Raw genomic sequence first — 24,510 nt, 5'->3', positions numbered from 1 at the left:
ATAATAAATCTAAATAATAACTTATAAGATATTGATTTGGTGAATAGTTATTGGCTAAGCATTATGAAATAGCCGCCGATTATGGAAAGCTTTTATAGTTTTTAGTTATAAAGATTGTATTTAAAAAAGGGTGGAACTTTTCAGTCCAACTTCTTCGTAATTAACCCTAAAAAATCATCAACCTTGTTAATTTGAGGCCAACAGTCCTGTAAGAGTACATGTAATTAATGAGCCACAACAAAATGTCATTCATAGCAAGGTATAATAATTTAATTTGCTTTGGCTTCAACTGTCCATTTAAATTATTCCATCCAAATATGAAAATTATGTATATTTAATTTTTTTTACGACCACTTAAAATGAAGCAACTTATTCATTACCCATACCCCCTACTTTCTCAACTGCTGGCGTTAATTCATTTTTTAATACCTTCAATATTTCATCCATAACCAACGCCTTTTCTTCAGGGATAATGGAATTACGATGGTGGAATCTAGTGTGGGAATCCACATCCCTAAAAAATGCATCCCCCTGCAGCTTTTCAAAAAGATATTCTATATTCCTTAAATTAGGTTCCGCATACACGCACAGCATCCATAGATTGCGGGCGGAAAGATGGTTTGGCCTATAGGATAACTTGGCATAGGTAAATGTTCTAAAAGCTCTCAATAGCGCTGTGCTAAACATACATTTCAAACCTTCCGCATTATCGGCAGCGGCATGCTCACGAAGTACAAAATATTGTAAAACCAGATTCTCCGTTGCCCTATACATATAATCCAGATCGCCATAAGGAGCCGTATAAGGTTCTTCCCAATGTAGGGTAAAAATTTTATTCGGACATTTAAAAACCCTGTTTTCCGGAGTCATTATTTTCTTAAAAAAGTCCTGATGGAAAAATAGATTCTTCTGAATCCATAATCGACTGTGGGCTATTAGAATGACCTGACAAATACCCTTAAATTTCACTTCTACGGCCTGTTGCATATTGTTTAACATTGCTGTCCCTATCCCCTCGCCCACCAACAGCAAATAGTAGTATGTTATGGAATCAGTATGGTTCTTGTGGAATATGTATATCTCTTCCGGCTGTTTTATCTTGTTTATTTGGCTTACCACTTCAAACAATTGTTTGTCCATGGGCGAATTTTCTGCTACCGCAATGGGTGTACCGGTACTGGGCTTATTGCATTTGATTCTTTTTTTCAACGCCAGAAAGCGATCCGAGACCATAGTGTACAATTGCTCCTCTACTTCTTTAATGGCATGGTACATATCCCAATTTATATAGATTTCGTCTCCCTCCGCCGCCGCCTGTCTAGCCATTTCCAGTTGTGCGATCAGGTAGTACGTATCTCCATTTTCTTTTACAAACAAACCCTCAATAGATGGAAGATATGGGATTAAGGTTTTTATTCGTTGGGTGACGGATTTAAAAAGCGTACTTTGACCTATATAAAGCTTCTCCAAATAGGTAAGATGATGTTCATACAAGGAAATATAAGTTAGAAAAACGCTGGTTCGTGCCTCTAGTTTATAAAATTCATTGTTCATCGTCATTAAAACATCGTGTTCGTAAAAATAGTCACGTTCAAATTTTTTGTAACGCTTTTTAAAGTCCTTCCATGTGTTTGATGGGCTCCATTTATATTCGCTATTTTGATACACCTTTGCAGCAGTAATACAGTAGGCCGCTATAAAGGGATGCCCATTTTTATAGCCATACCGCATGGGCGTTGAACCTAATACGTGAAGCAACACCTGGTACTTCTTAAAAGCATTCCGAAGCCATTTCCTGGCTGCTATTACCTCTATGTTCTTAGTGCTTCCCGAAATTAGTATAAGATGGCCAGGAGCTTTGGCCGTGGGTGCGTAATAAAATACCTGTTCAATAGTAAGTTCTTTTGTTAGCTGTTTCAGTTTGGCTGCCAATTCTGGCGGCAGGGACTGAAATGTTTGGTTTTGAATTGTTTCCATGACGTGCGTTTTTAAAGATTGCTTTCATAAAGCTCTTTAAAAGGCCAGGCATATTCAAGTTTGCGAAGGGATATCTTAGAAGTGGGAGGTACGAATGACGAATTATGCACGACGAATTACGAAATTTGAAAAACGAAACTAGTAAGTGGAAATTAGAATTTTGTAGAAGGAAAAAGCGAAAAGTGACATGGACCAAGAACTAAGAGCCAAGAGCCAAGAGTCAAGAGCGAAGTGTTACGAACCACGATTCACGACCTTGTCATGCTGAGCTAAGCCTGCACTGAGCAAGTCGAAGTGTCGAAGCAAACGTCTCAAGACTCACGATTTATCAACTTCACTCACTTCTCACTACTTACTACTACCTTATCAATCTGCCTTTACCAATTCAATATTTAAGTAAGTGCCATCGGCAATGGTTCTCACGTTACTGTCTTGTGGTGCATCCGTAAAAATATAAACCACCTCATTGGCGTTAAAATAAACCATTTTAGTTAGGTTAGCCGAAACCTTATCCCCATTCCCCATAAAAACGTAGGTCGCCGAGCCTGGAATAAAGTTAGAATTCCATCCCTTGGCAAGGCTGAACTTTATATTTAAATCGCTACCTCCTGTTTTTTCTATTGCAACGGCATAGGTTACACGATATATACCCGCTTTAATAACCTTAACATTATTTGAACTAACAGTAATATTCTCTGAAACAGCTGTTATTCCAAAATTGATTGGATTCCATGGGTTCAAATTTTGTGTATTTGAAGCATATATATCGGCATAAGCTGTATTTCCCAATTGAGGATATGAGGTCCAAGTTGCATTTCCACTGGCGTCTGAAGTTAAAATCTTGCCCGCCCCTTGGGTTCCATCCGAAATTTTAAGCGTTCCATTCTGAAGTTTTAAAGTACCGTCTATCTTAATATTTCCCTTAACCTCCAATTTTTCGGTAGGATTACTGGTTCCTATCCCAACTTTGCTGGCATCCCATGATGACAGACTTGAATTATTTCCTATAATTATTGTATTGGGATTATTGGCTATGGAACCATTTCCTATTGCTACTGCATTTTGTGCACTCGCGTTCGAATTATTACCCAAGGCAGAGCTGTTAGCGCCGGTTGAAAGGCTGCTGGTTCCAATTGCTACTGCATATTGCCCTGTTGCCTTTGAAGAAGTGCCTATTGCAGAACTATTTTCACCCGTTGCCTCACTATTGGTGCCCACCGCAAGTGTATTGTTATTAGTGGTAGCTTTAGCATTTACGCCAATTGCCGTAGCCTGAAAACTGGATGCGGTTGCTGAATTGCCCAGCGCAAGCGTGCTGTTGCTTGTTATTGCCTTTGCGTTATATCCCAAGGCCGCCGACTGATAGCCCGAAGCGGTTGCTGAGGCACCCACTGCAGTAGCTTGATTGCTGTTTGCTGCGTTGGCGTTTGTACCTATTGCAATGGAGTTGTTTTCATTTGCTACGGCTCCATACCCCAATGCCATCCCGCCGTGGGGATCAAATAATGCAAACCTACTGTTATTTACTTTAAAATTAAGCGCGAAATAATTTGTAGTGCCTAAGAATTTGGATCCATCCACATTATTTCCATTCAAAGACCAGCCATCACTACCGCCACCTGTACCGGATGAACCTGCAGAAATTGCATTCCACCCACTGCCATTCCAGAAATAAAAACCTGGATTAAGATCGGCTGTTGTTGCGGTATTATAGACAAGAAGGCTAACGGCTGGGTTTAAAATTGTACTGTTGTCTGCAGTGCCCGTTAACGCTATACGTGGAAAGAGTACGCCTTTATCGGTGGCCGAAACATCAAGCATACTTGATGGGTCTGGAGAAGTGGTATTAATACCAACTTGTGAAAAACTTAAAAAGGATAAAAGGAATAATACTAAAAAGATGTAGGGAGTCTTCATTTTATATTTAATTGATTTGGGTGTGCAAACCTACTATCCCTTATAAACTCCTCTAAATCTTTTCGATATAACCGTTTATAAAATCGTTAAAATGTTGATTGATTGATTTAGAAGTCATAACACGTAAGAATATTCCCATATAATTTAGGTAGATGGAACGATTATAGCTTAGTATGTTAGCCTCCCATTGCCCACCCTTGGTAGCGTCATTGCGAAGAAGCGACCAAAGGATTGACTGAAACAAATCAAAAATTCAACGTGGTTAATCTGTTGTGGTGTAGTCAAGCTCATCCCCCCTTTGAAGAGCCTGTCCCGAGCTCGGCGAGGGAGGGTTAGGGGGATGTTACCAGTACCCTCAAAAGATTGCCACGACTTATCGGCCTCGCAATATCGGGCTAGCACCCTTATTTTTTTCAATATAGAAATATATAGCATCCAAAAAAACCCGCATAAGCGTAAACCACATTACCAAGGACAAATGTTTTTTAAGAATCGGATCATTTTCAAAAGCCCGCCTCTGTTTTGGGATTATGGGTCTGTCAAAAATTGTTATTTTTTCAAGCAATCTGTCATAATAGGGTTTGCCCACTATGGTCACCATGGATGCTGCCAATTCCTGTTGAAATTCCTCAAGAGATATTAAGGTGATAGCCACCCTCATGGTTATGGGAATCTCAAATCTGGGCCAATCCCCCTCCGGTTTACCATACAATCTATTTCCAAACAGCCGCCAACATTCACTTAATAAAAGTACAAGCAGCATTGCCAAACCCACCGATCTTAGTATTTGTTTATTGCTTATACCCGGAAAATCCATTTCTGCCTCCAAAAAATCCGTTATTGAATATTCCCCTTCCTCCAGAATTTCGGGAATATTCAAATAGAGATCATAGGCTTCTAAATCATCCATGCTTCTTAACCATAGCAAAATACCCTCCTGTAAGCTATCCTCAGTTTGGTCCTCAAATAATTCTCGAAGAACCAGTTTCGCCTGTTGCATATTGGTTACATACAGGTATCCTTGTTTTTTTTTATTCTCCTTCCCTACTTTCATACCGTACTTTTTAATGGATTAGAGCCGTGAAGTTCTTTCTCAGGGAGCGGATATACCATTCTAAGGATGTATAATTTATCTTTACTAGGGGATATTTTAGTTGAAAGGAAGGCTGGAATTTGGAATTTGGAATTTAATAAAAATAAGCAACTAAAATTCCAATTTATTTACTATTTATATATAAAATGATAAAATAGACAAAATTTTTTTTCTTATTTTTACATTATAAGACAATATAGAACAATATGATTGAAAAAGTTTCTTTTTCCCAAGTTATTGAAAGAATTCAATTTGAAAATTATTGGTGGAATCATAATCGTATTGAGGAGGATTATTTCAACATGGAGCGAAGGCTTTATTTTGAGATATTCAAGCCTATGGTACTAAACAATGATATAAAAAGAGCCGTAGTGCTTATGGGTCCACGACGAGTGGGCAAAACAGTCCTATTGCACCATACCGTTCAAGAATTGATTGATAATGGAGTTTCGCCACGAAAAATAATTTTTATAACTGTGGAAAATCCCATCTATATTAATATAGGATTGGAAGAACTTTTTAAATTGGCATTAAAGTCCCTGGGTACCGAAGAAACCAAAGGTTTTTACGTATTTTTTGATGAGATACAATATTTAAAGGATTGGGAAATACACTTAAAAACATTGGTTGATAGTTATCGCAATACCAAATTTGTGGTGTCGGGCAGTGCGGCCGCGGCTTTAAAATTTAAAAGTAATGAAAGCGGAGCGGGTAGGTTTACGGACTTTCTCCTTCCCCCCCTAACCTTTTATGAGTATATACATATTAATAAATTAAGCCATCTCATGCAAGAGAGCACTTTGCTATGGCAAAGTAAAACCATTCCCTTTTATGATACACTTCAACCCAAACTGCTCAACGAACATTTTGTAAAATACATTAATTACGGCGGATATCCGGAAATCATTTTTTCGCCACAGATGCAATTGAATCCCGGCCGTTATATTAAACAGGATATAGTAGATAAGGTATTATTGCGCGATTTACCCAGTTTGTATGGTATTAAGGACGTACAGGAACTCAACAGGCTCTTTACGACCATCTGTTTTAATACGGCCCACGAATTTGATTATGAAGAACTGAGCCGTACCTCTGGGGTCAAGAAGCATTTAATAAAAACTTACATTGAATATCTGGAATCGGCCTTTCTTATAAAAAAAATTAATCGCCTGGATCAGTCGGGGAAAAAATTTAAGCGTGAGGTAAAGTTTAAAATCTATTTATCCAACCCCTCGCTATACGCTGCTTTGTTTGCCCCGGTTACTATTACGGATGAAAAAAGAATGGGCAACTTGGTAGAAACCGCTATCTATTCACAATGGATGCACAGGGACTGGGTAAACCCATATTACGCCCATTGGGGTAAGGGAGAGGTGGATATGGTGGGCATTGATGAGGGCTCCCTAAAACCTATTTGGGCATTGGAAATAAAATGGAGCAATCGGTATTTTGAAAAACCAAATGAATTAAAGAGCCTCCTGGATTTTTGCAATAGCAATAAATTAGCTTCCGGATTGGTTTCCACTATAGATTTAAAAGCACAGAAAGAGTTTCAAGGGGTTACCCTACAGTTTGTCCCCTGCGCTACCTATGCCTACATAGTGGGCAAAAATACCTTGGAACGGAAGAAATAAAATCGTTGGATTTGGAATTGTGATTTGTGATTTGGGATTTGTGATTTGGAATTTGGAATTTGGAATTTGGAATTTGAGATTTGGAATTTGGAATTTGTGATTTGTGATTTGTAATTTATCCTCTTAGTGGGGATATTTTAGAAGAAAGCAAGGCTGGGTTTATTGAAATATTTGGTAAATTTGATAACTGTCAGTTCGAGTGGTTTTTTTTTGAGCTTGCAAAAAAGAAAATTGTATCGAGAACAGAAAAGAGACGAGAGCGACGTGGTACGAAGTAGGAATTACGAAGTACGAAGTAGGAAGTACGAAATACGAAGCACGAAATACGCGAGGTACGAGCGACGAATCACGAATCACGAATCACGAATCACGAATCACGAATCACGACTCACGACTCACGATTTAAACAGACAACAGACAACAGCACTGTCAGTTCGAGTGTTTTTAGGGTAAGCGACAGCGAAACCTAAAAATGTATCGAGAACCGACAAGAGACAAGAGCGACGTGGTACGAAGTAGGAATTACGAAGTAGGAAGTACGAAATACGAAGCACGAAATACGCGAGGTACGAGCGACGAATCACGAATCACGAATCACGAATCACGATTTAAACAGACAACCGACAACAGACAACCGATAACAGAAGATGGAAACAAAAATACACCAAGGCCGCAACATAAAACGCTTTCGCGAGATGCTTGGCATCAAGCAGGAGGCGCTGGCCTATGAGCTGGGCGAGGAATGGAACCAAAAGAAAATCTCTTTGCTGGAACAAAAAGAGGAAGTGGACACTCCCCTACTCGAGCAAATCTCCCAAGTGCTGCATATACCCGTCGAGGCTTTTAAGAATTTTGATGAGGAACAGGCGGTGAATATTATTTCCAATACTTTTAATGTCGAAAAGGACGCTTATATTGGTAACTCACAGCCTACGTTTAATATTAATCCGATTGAAGAGATTAAAAAATTGCACGATGAGAAAATTGACCTGTATGAGCGTATGCTAAAAGAGAAGGATGAGATGATGGCGCGGTTGGAGAAGTTGATAAAAAATAGATAGTAGTTTTTAAAAAAGTGCCAATGCTTTTTTGGAGAGGAATTATTCGGCTGAGTGGTTTAAGTGGGTGTTAGAGGTTGAGTCATTACCGATTAAAATCATCAATATATAGTTACATTTACTTCATTCACCAAAGCTTTTTCTGAATGGGATATTTGTTTAGACAAAATCTCATCCCTTTGTTTACCTAAATCGATATTTTATATTTTTTTTCCAGAAATTTTTTTACACTAGTTTCTTTTTTCAAAAGCATAAAACGTCTTTTTTCTGAATTTGTAAATTCTGGAATACTAAAATTTTTTACGTAATTTTTCGCTAAAGAAAAATAATTTCCTGAATAAGGTTTGCTTGTATTTTTAATATAGTACCAAAATATTTCTGAAGTTAATATTTTTTGAACAAATTTTAGTTCCTCTTCTGAATCAGAAATTATGGCATATCCATTATAAAATAATAAATCTTGTTTGTTAGTATAAACAAAATATGGTTTATCTGATATGTATGGAAAAAGTAATTTTTTGCCTTTAATATTCAAAGCCTGACTTCTACCATATGCAAACCAAGCATCCTCCTTACCATTCCTAATATCTCTATTGGAAAGCTCTATTTTTTCAGTCTTAAGATATTTATACGCAAAAGGAAACGTTTTTTTGAGTATAACTTCTTTAATCGGTTTTACTAATTGTTTAGATTTATTTATAAACAAATCGTTGTTATCTATATCGACTTTAGTATAAGGAAAAATTAGTTTTTCATTAAGACTTACAAGGTCAGATTCAGTTTTGAGAATATTTGGTTTAACGGCATCGACACAAACATTTTTTTCTATTTGAAATATTTGAGATTTTTTTTCAAAGTAATAAAATAGTTTATCCTCTCTTATCGGCTTGAATAAATATATTTTATTTCTTAATGTAGCAAAACCATTTTTTATTTCAAATAATTCAATAAGTTTCTTGCCAGAATTCTCTATACGCTTTAGGTTCAATTTGACATTTACATCATCCAATTGCCAACCATTAAAATCATCTAAATCTTGATATTTTAACTCAATAAAATCCGATTTTTTTAAATCATTAATTTGTGAAGATGTTGAAGCTGTGTATAAAATATCACCTTTCATTTTTTTTATTTCACAAATACAAGTATACGTAAGCCTACCTTTAAAAACTTGTTCAGCTCCAAAATCAATAAAATTAAACTGGAATTCGTTATTCGATAAATACTTGCGCAAAGCTCGTCCATTTAAACTTCTATAAAAATTATTAACTGTTATATACCCTAATGTTCCTCCCTCTGACAACCATTTCAATCCAATTTCAAAAAAAGGAATATATAAATCTAACTTCCCTGTGGATGCTACTTGCCAATTTTTCATCAGATCTTTAGTTTGAGTATCCAAGTTTGATGAACCCACATAGGGAGGGTTGCTGAAGATATAACGAAAACCACCGTCTTGCTTTATTCTCTCTGAATTTTTGTGCCAATCAAAATCTAATGAATTCCCGACAAATAAATTGAAATTGATTTTTTTAACATCTTCTCCATTTTTGAGTGCTAATAAAGAAAGTAATATCCTCGTTCGTTCGATACTGTAATCTGTGATATCAACTCCATAAAGATTTTCTTCAATGATATTTACATAACTCTTTCCTAATTTATTCAATCTCAAAGCAAATTCATAAAGAAATCCACCACATCCGCAGGCTATATCACAAGCAGTTGCATCAAGAATATTATCTTCATTTCTAGTGCTACTTTTTACAATATATTCCCTTATGTATTTTGGGGTATATACTGCTCCATTGACAATTTTATCACTAGGCGAAATCACAAACTCAAATAACTCAATTAACTGTTCAAAAGTAAATTCTTGATTATGTTCAACAAATAAATTACAGAATTCTTGAAAAGCAGTATAGTCTTCTTGTTCATTTTGGTTAATTAAAAGGTTAAGAACCTTTTTATTAGCTTTTACTTCAATAAGATTCAAGAAACAAAAAGTAGAAGTGACTAATCTATTTATTTTGTCGATGTCAGATGAATAACCTTCTAAATATTTAAGTATATTATTATTTATGCTCATTAATACATTCTACTTAAGTTGCGGATGAATTGTCAAAGCGCTCCAATTAATTTCATCGCCGTTTAATACCCTCTTATCCCAGTAACTTGCAAAGCTCAACGCAAAAGGTTTTAAAAATAATCGTTGGTGTTTTTCGACCAAATTATTGTATTCATCATAATTGTTGGTAAGGTTAGTCCAATTGTGAGGAAAGAAATTTGAAAGTAAAAAATCGATTCCAAGTATTAAATCCATAGGATGATATGATATTCTAGGTGGTTCTAAAAACATTAAACTACCACAATCTACAGCTTTACCATGTTCATCAATCATTTTTTTTCCTCCAAATTGGAAATGATAACACGGATGTGATTCTTTTGAAGGATTATCCCCATCTTCGAAAATATGTCGATCTAAATGATATGAAGTTATCATTTCTCTCTCCTTATGTTTGCCAGTAATAATTATATCGAAATTTAAGCTTTCGAAAGGATCATTAAACGTATTTAAATAATCTGTATTACCTCTAACCGCCACGCTAAATGACAGTTCAACATCCTTTAAAGGATGAGGTTTCGACTTTTCTGGATCAGCAGGAAATCTAAATAATAAATCTGGAGCATCATAACCCCACCTTTTTGGATCAGATTTTTTATTATTTATTTGAGGGATATATTTTGAATTGTTTAACTCTGTTATTGCAGCTGTTATACCAGATAAATCGCAATTGGGAAGTTCTTTCCAAACTATCTCCATAAACAGATGTAAATCATTTGCAATAGCTTTACGTTGTTTTAAAACAGTTGGAGGAATAACCATAATTAATTAATGAGCTTTTTTAGTTCCTTTACTCTATTAATTTCTGTTGGATGTATAATAAAGTTCTTATCAGTATAATCTCTTTCTAATACGGATTCAAGAGAAATATAACTCTTATCATGCCAAGATTCTTCCTGTAAACTTTCTATCATAATTCCATCCCTTATATCTAAAGGTTTTTTATAAACTTTACATACCGTCCAAAATCTATTGCCCTTTGCCTTACTGATTGGTTTGGCGGCAATTAAGTTCTTTAATTTAAATTTTTCGGATAGAAGAGCCACTCTTTCATCTGCATTTAAGCGAATTAAAGGTTGTGAATGGGGAAAAAATTCTCTCCAAATATTGATTAATTTATGATTCCACCAACGTTCCCAACAATCTGAATAGATTCCTTCATATTTCATTGGCGTCAATTTTTCCTTCAATTGTAACCACCCCTTGCCAGAAGCTTCAGTGTCAATGCCCAGCCTTGCGGCTAAAAGGTTTTCAGAAATCAAAACACCTTCTAATAAAATTATTTTTCTTAAAATGAATTTAGAAATATCATAAATTGTGGCTTCAGGACTATAGTATTTCGATGAAAAGACAATAATTCCTAATTCATCAATATTTATTTTTAATATTTTATCTAAATTTTTATTGACACTGGCGATGGTTTTATATGCAGTAATTATAGAAACAATTTTATTAGTATAATTATTTACCTCTCCCAATTTTTGTTTAAAGAATAAAAAGTCAAATAAATCATGACTTGTCAAATCATATTTGTAAAGTTTTTCTAAGTTATCCTGTGACGTTAATAAAAAAATGGGAATCTCATATTTAAAACCTTCCTCTGCAAATTTTGAACGTATAGCTTGCGCAAGACTTGGAGCAGTATAATTTGCTGTATCTTCCTCATTCTTAATGCCATCTAGTTTCAAGTCCAATATTATACCATCAATTGTATTTTTTTTACTAATTAAATCATCTCTAGTCTTTTCAATTTTACTAGGAGACCAAGTTTTAATTAAAAGCTTAGTTTTATCAGACAAACTATCAGCAAAAGTGTCCCTTTTGTTTACTTCATCATCGACATAAATTAAGTTATAAGCCATAATCATTTATATCTTCTTCTGTTGCTATTGGTAATTCAATTATAAAATTTGTATTATATCCCGGTTCCGCACTCCCTAAAGAAATATCTCCTTTATAACTTCTGATAATATCGCTTAAAATTTTAAGACCTAAACCTGTTCCGGAAAGTTCATCTTTCATCTCAGCTTTATGGCCTTTTGGAGTTGATGTAGTAAAAAAGGCATTAAATATCTTCTCTCTATTTTCCGGTGGAATACCATCTCCATTGTCTTGAAATTCAAACATAATATTTTCATCATCTTTGCTAACTTTTATCAATATTTTTCCATCATTAGTGCCTTTTCGCTTTATAGCTTTCTTTGCATTACTATAAAGATTGAATAATATAGAACTCCATTCTGAAACATGCATTTTACAGGTAAATAAATCATAGCCGTTAAACTCAGTTTCTAATCGGATATTATTTCTGGCTAAATCTGGATTTATGGAATTCACAAAAGGTTTAATCACATCTCTCAATTCAATAGGTTTCAATTCCCTATTTACATTTTGTGAAATTGTTTCGTCAAAATAAGAAGCATAAACTTCAAAAGATGAAAATGTTTCCTTCAATCTAATGGCTCTCCTATATTCTTCTGTAGATTCATTCAAATTATCAATTAAGTACTTCGAATCTATTTTAAAAGCAGACAGGTACTGCATTATTTCATGTGTAAATTCACCAATAATCAAACCTAAACCAGCCAGTACACGTAACATATTAAACTCCTCAATATGTTCAACGGCATCTCTAATACTTTTAGCTTTATCTCTTATTTTTTTTGCTTTTTCTTTTTGCTTTTGTTTTTCTTCCTTTTTTTTATTTAAATCGTCGTCAAGATCCTGCCGTTCATCTTTTTCATCATCAATTATAAAGTCTTCAATATCATCTGCCAAATCCTCCAAATCTTGTGCTGTATCTAATAAAGTTTCTTTTGGGTCTCTTGAATATTTTGCATCCCAATCTTTCTGATCAGTTGTAACTTTTATTCCTCTTTGTGAAGCAATTCTTGAGACCGCAGAAGCAATTACTTTGTATGCAAAATCAACTAGTTCTTGATAAGCATCATTATTAAATAAACCTTCTCTGCTTGATAATTCTATAAAATTTTTGTTTTTATCATTTATCTCAACAAATCCAAAAAAGTTATTATTTCCATGTACTGCTAAAATTTTTCTTTTTCTAACTGATTCGTCTAATCCTAACCAATCATTTTGGGGTTCAGCGTAAGGTAAAACTCTAAATCCGTTTCTGTATACTCTAATTCCTCCTTGTGTATTTGAAACGCTTCGAATATAACTCTCAACTTGTTTAGGTATTAGACCTACATTATAAACAAAATAATAAGCTTTTATTTTTACATCTTTTAAATATTTATATGGAATATTTTCTTTTTTATCATCACTGCTAATAGGTTGAGGATGATTTGTTTGTACCCCTTCAACTTTACTGTTTTCAATTTCCCAAAAGGCAATCCCATTATCGTTTGTAAATCCATTAATTTCTGCAACTGCATGATTGTGAAACATAGAATCCAAAGTTGCAACTGGAACATTGTCCTTAAAACATTCCACTTTAAATCCTACATCTAGTATTTTATTGTCAAGAATTTTCTTTTTTGATATTGGAAATGGTTGAATAACATCTAAGGCATATCTGTATACTTTTTTAATCATAGCCTCAGACCACCAGTCTCTCAAATTTTCAATAATTAAGGTAGTCCCACTAACGATATCATTATTTTTAGGAATTTCTTCAATACTATTTTGCACCATGAACAAATCCTCATCCATTTCATACTTACTCCAATCAATTACAACTTTTAAGGCTAACCTACTAGATGAAGTTTGTGTAATAATTGTAAGTTTATTTCCTAATCTTTGAGCTGAAAACCTACCTATTCCTTTTCTTCCGGCACGTTTTCTTTTATATACTGGAGAAACAGGTTCGTGAATTTTATCAGTAGATGATATTCTCATAAAACCATTTATAAGCTGGTCTCTAGTCATACCATTACCATTATCGCTAACAGTAAGTGTGCCTCCGGCAACATCTACATTTTCAAAATTTAAAGAGGCAATGGTTGCATCCGCATCATATGAGTTTTTTACTAATTCAGAAACAGCAGTTTCATGTCTAGCAACAAGTTCTTTCCCTAGCCTGTCAATTACTCCAGCATCTACTGAAAACCTAACATTATCTCTATCTAATCCTGCTAATTCATTTGTCAGTTTTAGAATCTTGTTGATATTATTAGGCTCTTCTGTTAATATTTTTTGTAATTCTTTTTGTATGTCTAAAGTATTATGCATATAATATAAATTGCATCAATCCATTATCTCATATTTTAATTGAGTTATCAAATATATTGACTTAATTTGGGAAATAATATCTTGATAAGATACTATATTTATATTAATTATCAATTAATCTTTATTCCGCGCGGCTAGTTTGCTCTCGCGACTCCATACATATTCCCTCGGGCGCGATTTTGCAAAGCGTGTCCATCTACGTGTAGCATTTGCAATACGACCCCCCGCTAGTGCGCGATTGTATCGCGTTCCCTCTGCTGGCGCGGGCGTCCCGCCCATGTTTCCTCCGTGTTTTTAAATCCTTTCTTCATACATACTAGTAATCATTAAATCCTTATCCCAAACCACATGTATCTTTAAATGATAAATAATATCCTTGCCCTTGTTTTCTCTTAACAGTTTGTAAACCATGTTGTAAGATACAGAATAGCTATCATTAAGAGGGGTGACTTTAAATGTGTCCCATTGTATATTTGTACTTGTTAACGGATGACGCTTTATATATCTTTTGGTATCTTCCTTGATTTCTGAAAATGTAACATCAGAGCGACTGTACCACTTATCAACTCGCGGACTTATAAAATCTTCCAAGCCATCTATATTTCCAGAATGTATGGTTGTGTAATATTCGGCTGTTTTTTGTTTTAAGGTATCTTCTATGGAGGTATTAAAAGTCTTGAACAACAAAAAGGCTACCAATACAAAACCCATTCCAATAGCTACCATTATTTTTTTGTTCTTAAAAAATGGCAACTTAGCTTTTATTTCTGATGGAACTGGTTGTTGGCCCTGCGATTGTGGGGATCTTTTATATGCCGCAGCCCGTTGTGTTATTGGGAGGTTTAAAGCATGGTGGTCTATCGCTCCCTTTTCAACGTTAAACCGCTTTAAAAATGAAGGGTAAAGCTCTAAATAGCTTAATTTTTCCAGAGGAATTAAACTTACACTATCTGGGTTCTCGGGACTTCCTCCATACCCAATGGCTATAAAAATGGGGATGCTTTCCTCCTTTTGGATACCCTTAAAACGCTCTATTTGGGTGTAGCTTATTACCTCAAGCTTGTTCTCTGCATTAAAGCGGGAACGGTATTTGGCTTCTACATAAAACTCTTGGCCTGTTTTTTTACATCTGAATTTAAAATCGGGCCGTAAGGTATCTTCTGCATATCTGTTTTTATTTTGATCATAGCTATTGGTTCTGGAAACCAGCACATAATCAGAGGCTTTGAACAATTCATTCTCAACAAATTTTTCGAATAGGTCTCCTTTTTTAAAAGATTCGGGTTGCATTATAATAAAATATTTAAATCATTTAAGGCTATAGTGAAAACATACAACAAGAACTGAATTTATTATAAGTTGAATATTACATACCACCTATTATTTCCTTTGCTTTGTCCAATGTATATGCACCGTTCACTTCTTTCTTATCAAAAACCATAAAGTATGCAAATTTTTCACCTGCTTGATTTTCCCATTCTTTACCTAGCCTACATTTCCTTTCGCTATCACTATTATCTCTATCATCGCCTTTTGTTTCTAATATAATAGTTATTCCCGATTTAGTTTGGAAAATAAAATCTGGATAATGATTAACAAAACCATTTAATTTAAAACCTTTCCCACGTTCTAAATTCCTATGCCAAAATGCAACATTTGAGGAAGTTCCGATTTCCATTGCTACTCGCTCTTCAAATCCATTCATTGAACCTTCTCTTTCGTAAAGTGAATTTCCAATAGATGAGCCTATATTTCCCGGCACAATTTCGTTGCCCAATTTCCAATTTGCTTTGGTACTTATTTTTTTGGATTTCAATAAGTCCATAAAACGACCTTCTGCATACGAGTCAGCCAATTGGCGAATTTTTCCTTTTATTTTATCCGTATAACTCCACTTTCTAACCAAAATATCTCGAAGTTGTTCGGTGTTCATACTTTTCAAAATACGCCCAATGTAAACCTTGATTTCTTGGTCGGGAATTGGATACATATTTCCAATAATCTGCATCATTTGATGCGTGATGTCAGTTATTTGGTTGTCTTTTGGCTTGGCTAAAATGTATTCTGCAATTGGGTCTTTTACCATATTGTCTTCAATCTTGGTAAAAGATGGTCTATATTCGTTCTTTTTAGATTCTTCTAAATCAATTTTATACAAGTCAGCTGAAATCTGGTCAAAGTCAATTTTGATGTCTTCATCTGAAAGTTTAAAATCTTTGAGCAAGGATTCACGATTTAGCAATTCTTCTTCTGTACCGAAAATGTCGCTTGCTGTTACTTTAATGAAGAACTGCGGAAACTCAATTTTGTCAATGAAATCCTTATTGGAATCCTTGACTTTATAGCGTTTTACTTTTGTGCCCATTTCTTGAAATATATTTTCGTCAACAGGTTGTTTTTCCTGTTCTTTAATTTGCTCTTCCAATTGTCGGTTTTGCTCTTCTGCAATGGTTTCAATTTCTGTAATTACCGAAGTTGTTTCAGTTTCTTCTTCATCTGCTCCCGATAGGTATCGGGATGGGTCAAACGTTACTCTGTTTTTGTCTATCGCTTCTTCTTGTTCTTCGGCTTGTTGCTCTGGAAAAAGGAAAGATTCAACTGGGTCAGTTGTAACCGTTTTCTTCTCTTCTTCCGTCATTTTATCGACTTTGCGATAATCTTTTTCGCTAAAACCTGATTCTTGCAATCCTTTTACAATACTCTGTAAAGTTTCATTGAACTTGGCAGATGCAGTAAGTACATAAGAAAGATTTAATTGAAATGATTTGTGCTTTTGTACATATGGCTGACGCAACACACGACCTAAAATTTGCTCCACATCTACTGCACTTGACTTATCAGCCAATGATGCCAAAATGTATGCAAACGGACAATCCCAACCTTCTTTCAATGCGTTGATGGTAATAATGTAACGAACTTCACATTCCTTGCTCATTAAATCAATGCCTTTCAATTCATCAATATTGGCGGTTTTGATTTTGATATGACTTTCGGGAATACCTAAACCTAACAATTGTTCTTTTAGTTTTTCAAAAGTGGTGTTGTCGTCTTTGGTTTTGGGTTGTGCTTGAAACAATACAATTGGACGAATGTATTTACCGCCTTCGGCTTCTTGCTTTTTTGCAAGATTTTCCAATTTGCGTTGCAAATGCAAAGCGTTGTTGATTACTTCCGTTTTATCGTGGTTGTTATAGACAATTACAGGAAGTTTTACCATATGTTCCTTTTTCAATTCAATAGCTGGAACGAGACTTACAATATTGCTATTGTCTTTTGGCGTTGCTGTTAAATCAAGAATGAAAGACGGATTTAAGTTTTTGAGCATATCTACACTCAAATCGCTTTCTGCGTTGTGGCTTTCGTCCACTACTAAGACAGGATTGAGGTAACGTAAAACATTGATTAGTGCAGTATCGTCTACACCACTCAAAATATGTTCGCTGTTTTTGTATTGCGACACAAAGGCTTCTAACTGTCCGTTTTCCTGAAATACCTTTCTATCTTCTTTGTTGTTTGCTCTTAAGCTGGCAAAACTCATTACAAAAATGCTCAACTGGTCTTTTACCACCGTTGGGTTGAAGTTTGAACCTTGCAACAAATCTGCTTTTTGATAAATTTCTACTCTGTTGTTAAAAAGCGAATTGAGTTTTTGACGATAAGGATGTTCGGGATTGGAAAGTGCATCAACCGTTTGTTGCAAAAGATTACTCCAAGGCACTAACCAAATAACCGCCTTGGGTTTTGCGGAATCGTAAGCAGAAAAAATGGTATGTAAAGCATTAACAGCTATAAAGGTTTTACCGCCTGCTGTTGGTACTTTAACGCAAACGTGGGCTGCATTAGGAATGTTGTTTTTATAAGGTTCCATACCTGTACCATCCAATGGATTGTATGGGCCGATTTTGTCTTCCCAATATTGGTTAAAGGCTTTGGATAAACTTTTATGCTCTTGAACATAAGTCAAGTATTCTTCCAAATTCTCAATAACTTTTCGCTGATAACTTTTTAATTCCATAGCCTATTTTTTCAATTTCTTGATTTGTTTATCAAAGTCAGAAATAATTTTTTGTGTCTTATTAAACTGGTCATATTCTTTGCCTGCTTTGGAAATAGCTTGCCCGTGCGACTTTGTTCCTTTGCCTTCTAAAATTTTGAATTCGTTAAAGTTCAAAAACTTATTTACACTGTTTGCCAAACCTTCCATTGTAAATGTGTTTTCTCGCTCAATCAGGTTTTCGATATAATCAAAATAGCCTGTTACTGTGCGTTCCAATTGCTTTATCTCTTTTTCTTGTAGGTAGTTCTTGGCTATAGTGGTATCAGATTTTAAGATTCTGCCTTCAGGTGCGTTTTTCCAAGTGGTCAAACCCATATTTTCTTTTTTTGCATTGGCATTTTTATAAATAATTTCAGCGGCTGTTTGTCCTGTAATGGCAAAATGAAATTTGTTTTGCACCATTGCATAAAAATTCTTGGTGATTTCAGCTTTTGGGTCGTAATCAATGCTGCATTCTGCAAAAATGTCTGTGATTTGCTGATAAATCCTGCGTTCACTGGCTCTGATGGAACGAACACGCTCCAATAACTCTTTGAAATAATCTTTGCCAAAGACTGCTTCACCTTGTTTCAATCGGTTGTCGTCTAACACAAAACCTTTAATAATATATTCTTTCAGGGTTTTGGTAGCCCAAATTCTAAATTGTGTGCCTCTCTGTGATTTTACACGGTAGCCAACAGAGATAATAACATCAAGATTATAGAACTTCACGGGCTTGTCTGAACCACTAATGTGCAAAATTTGCACATTGCTTTTTTCTTCCAATTCACCTTCGCTAAAAACGTTACCTATGTGCTTGGTAATCACGCTTCTTTCACGGTCAAAAAGCTGACTCATTTGCTCTTGGGTAAGCCAAATGGTTTCGTTCTCCAATAGTACATTCAACCTTACCTCACCTTCGGGAGTGGTGTAGAGTATAAAGCTGTTTTGGTTTGGTACTAAATCACTCATATTCGTTTATTCTTTTTTCAGTTGTTTCCAAAATGGAAATAGCTCAATTCATCATTAAAATCTTGTGATGTCTCTTGGTATTTTCTTGAATATGATATTCTTCTTTGCCATAAAATCCTTTGGCAACAAGCAATTGTCGGCATAGATTACATATTGCTCGCCTTTGGTTTTTATGAGTTCCAAAGCATCAAAATCTAAGGTTGTTAATCGGTCTTTCTCGTAAATGAAATAATAAATCGTACCGTCCTTTACTCCCAATTTATAATTTTCATTTATTCTTTGCGCGCTTTGCGCCTTTGCGGTTAATCCTTCCTTAAGTGAAGTTCGGGTTTCCGAAAACCAAATGTATTCTCTGATTTTCGCCAAGCCTACTTGCTCGTTTAGGTTTTGGTTTTCATCAAATAATGGCAATCCGAGTTCATAGAAGTCAAATGCTCCGCCTGTACCTTCCACTTTTTTGTTGCCTGAACCATAACCTTTGGTTACACGCTTTACTCTCTCAGCTGTAATATCATTGGCGTAATCTTCCATTTCTACCAAAATGAATTTGCGATTGCCACCGTCTTGTTTGTTCAAGTTTAAAACTGCGTGGGCGGTGGTGCCTGACCCTGCGAAAGAGTCGAGGATAATATCATTTTCGTTACATAAGAAATTGATTATATATTCAATTAAAGAAGGTGTTTTAGGGAAATCAAAAACTTTCTTTCCGAAAATTTCGTGAAGCATTCTACCTGCATTTTCAGTTGTATCAACACCAACAGAAGAATCAATGAAGTTTGGTGGAACTTCCTTTGCATAGTTTTGTTTCTTATATGAAATAACTAGAGATTTAGAGTTGATTTTAACTAAGGTGTTGTTTTCAAGTTCTTCATCTAATTTATTTTGAACCCATATAAATCGATTTTTAAATGTTACTTCATTTTCGTTAGTTCCATTTTTTATAATTAAGTCGTTCAGTAATTCATTAGGAAATTTTGCAGTTCCATAAATTCCTTTTTTTATTACCCTATCTTTCAATCCAATATTTAAGCTTTTTGGTTTAAATCTTAGTTCTTTGAATGAATTTTGGGGCTTAGTAATTGGGTCATCACTTTTACTAGTTTTTTGAACCCCTTGAAATTTATTTGAATTTAAGGTTTTAGTGTAGCAAAGTACATACTCAATATTTCTTTTAATCTTGTGTGATAAATTAGGTGGTGTTCCTGATTTATACCAAAAGTATGTTCCAACAAAATTCCTAATTCCAAAAATCTCATCACAAATCATTTTCAGATTCGCTTGTTCGTTGTCATCTATACTGATGAAAATCGCACCATTATCATCAAGTAGTTTGTGAAGTAATTTTAATCGTGGGTACATCATACATAGCCATTTGTCGTGTCGGCTAAGGTCTTCGCCATCTTTACCTACCACTTCGCCCAACCATTTTTTTATTTTCGGATGGTTTACATTGTCGTTATATACCCAACTTTCATTTCCTGTGTTGTAAGGTGGGTCTATATAAATGCACTTTATTTTTCCTTCATATTCAGGGAGTAAACTTTTTAAGGCTTCAAGGTTGTCTCCGTGTATTATTTTGTTTCCGCTGTTGGTCGGTTCGGTTTGTTCTTGCCCTGAGCCTGTCGAAGGGTCGGCTGTAAATCCGTATTTGTGTTCCAAAACTCTGTATGGCACAGCTTGGTGGTGGCTCACCACTTTTTCTTTTCCTATCCAATTGAGTGTTGGCATATTATTTCTCTTTTATTTTCTTAGATTCTACAATAATTTCCTTCTCGTAATTTTTGAGAATGGAATTCGTTTTATACAATACCTTGCCACAAGGTACTTTTGTCATTGAGTCGCATAAATGACTATCCTGGTCATCAAAAAAAATATGTGTCCCGATTGCTTCTAAAACTGGTGCTTTAGGCCATCCACCCATAAAATAAGCTTCATCAACATATACATTCCATTTTCGGAAGGTCTTTATGACTCTCATATGACTAGGTGAGTTTCTTGCCGTAACTATTGCAATTCTTAAAGGGGACAGTTCTTTTTCAACTGGCAGAAAATCTTGGATATAAGATAATTTCCTCAATAAGGCCGCAAATGGACCATCATTCAAAGGAACATCTTCATTTTCCTTTTCGTGTTTCCAAAACTCCTCAAGACCTTTTTCTTTGAATATTATTTCAGATTCTTCTGAGAAAACAACAGCGTCAGCATCAAAAGCAAATTTCACACGGTCAGTTTCTGGTTTGTAATTTTCAGGTGGGTCAAAAACTAATGCTGTTGCACAGTTTGATGTGTCGATTATTTTTTGAACATCTTTTTCTTCTTTTGAAAGAAACAAATCAACGTTAAATGCTTTTATAAACGGGGCTAAAGGTTCACCTGCTGAAAATGCCCATCTTGAAATAGGAAGATTATAGTGTTCAATTGCTTTTAACACTCTTACTCCTGTTTCTGGGCTATTTTTAGACATAATTACCACCTCAACAATTGGGGTTTTCTTGTCAACATGTGTATTTAATTTTAGTAATGCTTCAACCAGTGGAAATGCAGTTCCTTTTTTAAGTAACTTACCTTCATTAGCTAATTGGTATTCCCGAAAACCACGAATATTTTGTTCTCTAAAAATTTGCTCTTCTTCTTCGAGATTGAAAAGTGCCCTCGAAGAAACACCAACTACTAATATTTTTGAAAAGTCTACAGGCATCTATTTAAATTCCTTTGCTAAAATTTATGAAACAAAAAAATTGATTATTCTCCAGTAATCATTTCTGATTCTGCTACAATCCCTTTTGCTCTTTTTATTAAATCCTTTATTAAATCGCGATGCCTATTAAGGTCAGCTGATGATATTTTTATTCTATACCTACCTTCTCTTTTGTCATAATCCATTAAATCGAGGCCCGAGGTTTCAATTTTATTTTCTAATACCTCGTCTTTTTCAAGTTTAATTTCCATACGTGTAAAGTTTCTTAGCGCCCTAAATATCACGAAATTATCCGGTCTCCCATTTTTTGCCAAGCCAATATAAAATTTGTTATATTTCAATTCATAGCCGGGCAAGACTTCTCTAATTAAAGAAAGGGCTGCGTCAACAATCTTTACAGTTTTGGGGCTTCCTACTTGGGTTTCCCAATAATTTCTATCGGTTATTTCACTTATTTCTTCATCATCATCCACTAATCCCAAATTCATTTCATCCAAAACTTTGTTGAAGGTTAAGAAGTATTCATCATTATTTTTGTACGCAGTTAACTGTATGGCGATTAATGGAATTGTTCCATTAAAAAGACTTATTACATTTAAAAATCTACTTGTTATTTCTTCTGCAATTATAACTGCACAATGCTCATATTGTGGATATCTCTTTCTTTCTATATCCCAATATTCAATGGTTCGAATAATATGACTTTCATCCGTTTTTCCCAGTTGGATTTCAACTTCGTAGCGTTTATTAATTTCTGGATCCTGTAATAAAATATCCAATCTTCCCGCACGTAATTGCTTTCGTTCTTTATCTTTTAAAATTAACTCACCAAGTCCAATAATTTCCGGGTCTTTTGCAATTATATCCTGTAGCCAAGTTTCCGTAAGAACAGGATGGCCTTTTAAATTAACCTTTTCAGGTCGAATTAAATTAATATTCATTTTACTAATATGTTTTTTCAAATATATAACAATGAAAACTTATCCCACTACGGAAATCCGCATTGGAACCAATTAAAGGGGAGAAAAGTAAAGATATTAAAATTTAAAGTACGGCAACAAAAAATTATACTTCCTATACAAGCGCATCGGTAGTGAACAATTGTACCGCATAAATAAAATTCCAAAAAAAAGGTAATGAAATTCAGTAAATAATCCCCTACTATAGTAAATTGCAATCCGGAAGTTAGCGAAGAGCAAAGAGCCAAGAGCCAAGAGCCAAGAGCCAAGAGCCAATAAAACCGAAAACCATCAATAAAAATAAATGATAAAAAGTATTTGCATCCTTCTATGCTGCCTTTCAATTACCTCCTATTCCCAAATACAGCTTGGGGAGGCTCTTTATGGAGAAGCCGCCGAAGATGAGTTTGGTATATCCATAAGCCTCAGCGATAACGGATCTATCATGGCCGTGAGCGCAATATACAACGATGGCAACGGTACAGATTCAGGTCAGGTAAGGATATTTCACAACACCGGCGGGAGTTGGGATCAAATAGGTCAGGACATTTATGGAGAGCATGCGGGCGATGCATCTGGCATGTCGGTCAGCTTAAGTGGTGATGGTACCATAGTAGCCATTGGCTCCAGATGGAACGATGGTAATGGAAACGATTCCGGACACGTACGGGTCTATCAAAACAATAATAACACTTGGACCCAGATAGGTCAGGATATTGATGGAGAAAGCCCAGGGGATCAATCGGGTATGTCAATTAGCTTAAGTGCCGATGGTAGCATAGTAGCCATTGGCGCTTGGTTAAATGGAGGCAACGGCCCTCACTCGGGGCATGTACGGGTGTTTGGAAACAATGCGGGAATATGGACACAAATTGGGGAGGATATCGATGGCCAAAATTCCAGGGATAGTTGCGGGCGCACGGTAGTCCTAAATGCAACGGGCAACATCGTTGCCGTTGGAAGTACGGGCAACACTGCCAATACCGATGGCAATGGCGAGGTACGGGTTTTTCAGAATATCGGTGGCTCTTGGACGCAAATAGGACAAAAAATTGTAGGTGATGCAAGCAACGACGATTTTGGCTATGCCATCAAACTCAGTAGCGATGGCAATATAATTGCCATTGGGGCCCAAGCCAATGACGGCAATGGAACGGCCTCAGGCCAGGTAAAAATTTTTAGGAACAGTTCAGGCACTTGGACTCAAATCGGTCAGGATATTTTTGGGGATGCCCCCGGCGACCGCGCGGGTTTTGCATTAGGCCTTAGCGGCGATGGCAGCATCTTGGCAGTGGGAGCACCGTTTAATAACAATAATGGCCAGTATGCAGGGCACGTAAAATTATATGCAAACAACAATGATACTTGGGAACAAATTGGTGAGGATATTGAAGGCGAAGCCAGCGATGACCATTCCGGCCTTGGTCTATCCATAAATGGGGAAGGTACTACGGTCGCCATTGGATCAACCTATAGCAATGGCAATGGCTACAAGTCGGGCCAAGTTAGAGTATTCGATATAAGTGGCTTACTGCACACCCCATCTAAAATCCCATTCCAATATGCCATATACCCTAACCCCGCCAGCACACACTGTATTGTACAATTGGCGCCAACCAATACCCTTCATGACACCCGCATTTTTAATACGAATGGCCAATTGTTAAAAACAACAAAGACCACCAATTTAAATATTGCGGACCTAAGCAGCGGTACCTACTTCATCCATGTGCGAAGTGAACAGGGAGAAGCCATACAGGAACTAATTGTAGATTAATAGCTAAAAACCTAAATAAAACCTAATTTCAACCAGCTAGGGCATTCTTTAAAAGGTGTAGTAATATTTAGAG

16 protein-coding genes are annotated in these 24,510 nt (G+C 35.6%); 3 read left to right on the top strand and 13 right to left on the bottom strand.

Annotated elements, in window-relative coordinates:
* Positions 1-369: 369 nt before the first annotated feature.
* From QCQ61_RS10015 to QCQ61_RS10005, 3 genes are all read right to left on the bottom strand, one after another.
* Positions 370-1,977, bottom strand: a complete 1,608-nt coding sequence (locus tag QCQ61_RS10015) for a hypothetical protein (protein WP_279447508.1) — start codon at positions 1,975-1,977, stop codon at positions 370-372.
* A 366-nt stretch (positions 1,978-2,343) separates the two neighbouring features.
* A complete protein-coding gene (locus tag QCQ61_RS10010; RefSeq protein ID WP_279447507.1) occupies positions 2,344-3,894 on the bottom strand; it encodes a hypothetical protein in 1,551 nt (516 codons plus the stop codon).
* 373 nt (positions 3,895-4,267) lie between these two features.
* A complete protein-coding gene (locus tag QCQ61_RS10005) occupies positions 4,268-4,948 on the bottom strand; it encodes a hypothetical protein (RefSeq protein WP_279447506.1) in 681 nt (226 codons plus the stop codon).
* Between the two features lie 245 nt (positions 4,949-5,193).
* Between QCQ61_RS10005 and QCQ61_RS10000 the strand changes: the two genes are divergently transcribed.
* Both QCQ61_RS10000 and QCQ61_RS09995 read left to right on the top strand, forming a co-directional pair.
* Positions 5,194-6,621 (top strand): ATP-binding protein, encoded by a 1,428-nt coding sequence (locus QCQ61_RS10000; RefSeq protein ID WP_279447505.1) that lies wholly within the window; start codon positions 5,194-5,196, stop codon positions 6,619-6,621.
* 647 nt (positions 6,622-7,268) lie between these two features.
* Entirely contained in the window at positions 7,269-7,682 is a 414-nt protein-coding gene (locus QCQ61_RS09995) for a helix-turn-helix transcriptional regulator (RefSeq protein WP_279447504.1), read from the top strand.
* Positions 7,683-7,866: 184 nt separating this feature from the next.
* Here the strand turns inward: QCQ61_RS09995 and QCQ61_RS09990 are convergent, their stop codons facing one another.
* The 10 genes from QCQ61_RS09990 to QCQ61_RS09945 all read right to left on the bottom strand — a co-directional run bounded on the left by QCQ61_RS09990 (position 7,867) and on the right by QCQ61_RS09945 (position 22,642).
* Positions 7,867-9,765, bottom strand: a complete 1,899-nt coding sequence (locus tag QCQ61_RS09990; protein ID WP_279447503.1) for an Eco57I restriction-modification methylase domain-containing protein — start codon at positions 9,763-9,765, stop codon at positions 7,867-7,869.
* 9 nt (positions 9,766-9,774) lie between these two features.
* A complete protein-coding gene (locus QCQ61_RS09985; RefSeq protein WP_279447502.1) occupies positions 9,775-10,563 on the bottom strand; it encodes a hypothetical protein in 789 nt (262 codons plus the stop codon).
* A gap of 2 nt (positions 10,564-10,565) precedes the next feature.
* Positions 10,566-11,663 (bottom strand): hypothetical protein, encoded by a 1,098-nt coding sequence (locus QCQ61_RS09980; RefSeq protein ID WP_279447501.1) that lies wholly within the window; start codon positions 11,661-11,663, stop codon positions 10,566-10,568.
* Complete coding sequence (locus QCQ61_RS09975) at positions 11,653-13,995, bottom strand: sensor histidine kinase (protein ID WP_279447500.1); 2,343 nt, start codon at positions 13,993-13,995, stop codon at positions 11,653-11,655. Before QCQ61_RS09975 ends, QCQ61_RS09980 begins: the two co-directional genes overlap by 11 nt.
* A gap of 294 nt (positions 13,996-14,289) precedes the next feature.
* Positions 14,290-15,285 carry a hypothetical protein gene (locus QCQ61_RS09970; RefSeq protein WP_279447499.1) on the bottom strand — a complete coding sequence of 332 codons (996 nt, stop codon included), beginning with the start codon at positions 15,283-15,285 and terminating at the stop codon, positions 14,290-14,292.
* A gap of 76 nt (positions 15,286-15,361) precedes the next feature.
* Positions 15,362-18,010 (bottom strand): DEAD/DEAH box helicase, encoded by a 2,649-nt coding sequence (locus QCQ61_RS09965; RefSeq protein WP_279447498.1) that lies wholly within the window; start codon positions 18,008-18,010, stop codon positions 15,362-15,364.
* A 3-nt stretch (positions 18,011-18,013) separates the two neighbouring features.
* Positions 18,014-19,003: a virulence RhuM family protein gene (locus QCQ61_RS09960; RefSeq protein ID WP_279447497.1), complete on the bottom strand. Its 990-nt coding sequence runs from the start codon at positions 19,001-19,003 to the stop codon at positions 18,014-18,016.
* Positions 19,004-19,057: 54 nt separating this feature from the next.
* Entirely contained in the window at positions 19,058-20,731 is a 1,674-nt protein-coding gene (locus QCQ61_RS09955; protein ID WP_279447496.1) for a site-specific DNA-methyltransferase, read from the bottom strand.
* Between the two features lies 1 nt (position 20,732).
* The gene (locus QCQ61_RS09950; RefSeq protein ID WP_279447495.1) at positions 20,733-21,701 is read right to left on the bottom strand and encodes a 5'-nucleotidase; all 969 of its coding nucleotides are present in this window, start codon (positions 21,699-21,701) and stop codon (positions 20,733-20,735) included.
* A 44-nt stretch (positions 21,702-21,745) separates the two neighbouring features.
* Positions 21,746-22,642 carry a hypothetical protein gene (locus QCQ61_RS09945; RefSeq protein WP_279447494.1) on the bottom strand — a complete coding sequence of 299 codons (897 nt, stop codon included), beginning with the start codon at positions 22,640-22,642 and terminating at the stop codon, positions 21,746-21,748.
* Positions 22,643-22,964: 322 nt separating this feature from the next.
* Here QCQ61_RS09945 and QCQ61_RS09940 point away from each other — a divergent pair, with 322 nt between their 5' ends.
* Positions 22,965-24,437: a T9SS type A sorting domain-containing protein gene (locus QCQ61_RS09940; protein WP_279447493.1), complete on the top strand. Its 1,473-nt coding sequence runs from the start codon at positions 22,965-22,967 to the stop codon at positions 24,435-24,437.
* The last annotated feature ends 73 nt before the right edge of the window (positions 24,438-24,510 follow it).

This window comes from Aequorivita marisscotiae (assembly GCF_029814825.1).
Taxonomy (GTDB): domain Bacteria; phylum Bacteroidota; class Bacteroidia; order Flavobacteriales; family Flavobacteriaceae; genus Aequorivita; species Aequorivita marisscotiae.
Note: the sequence above shows the minus strand (reverse complement) of the source record. Positions and strands in the feature narration are given on the sequence as shown.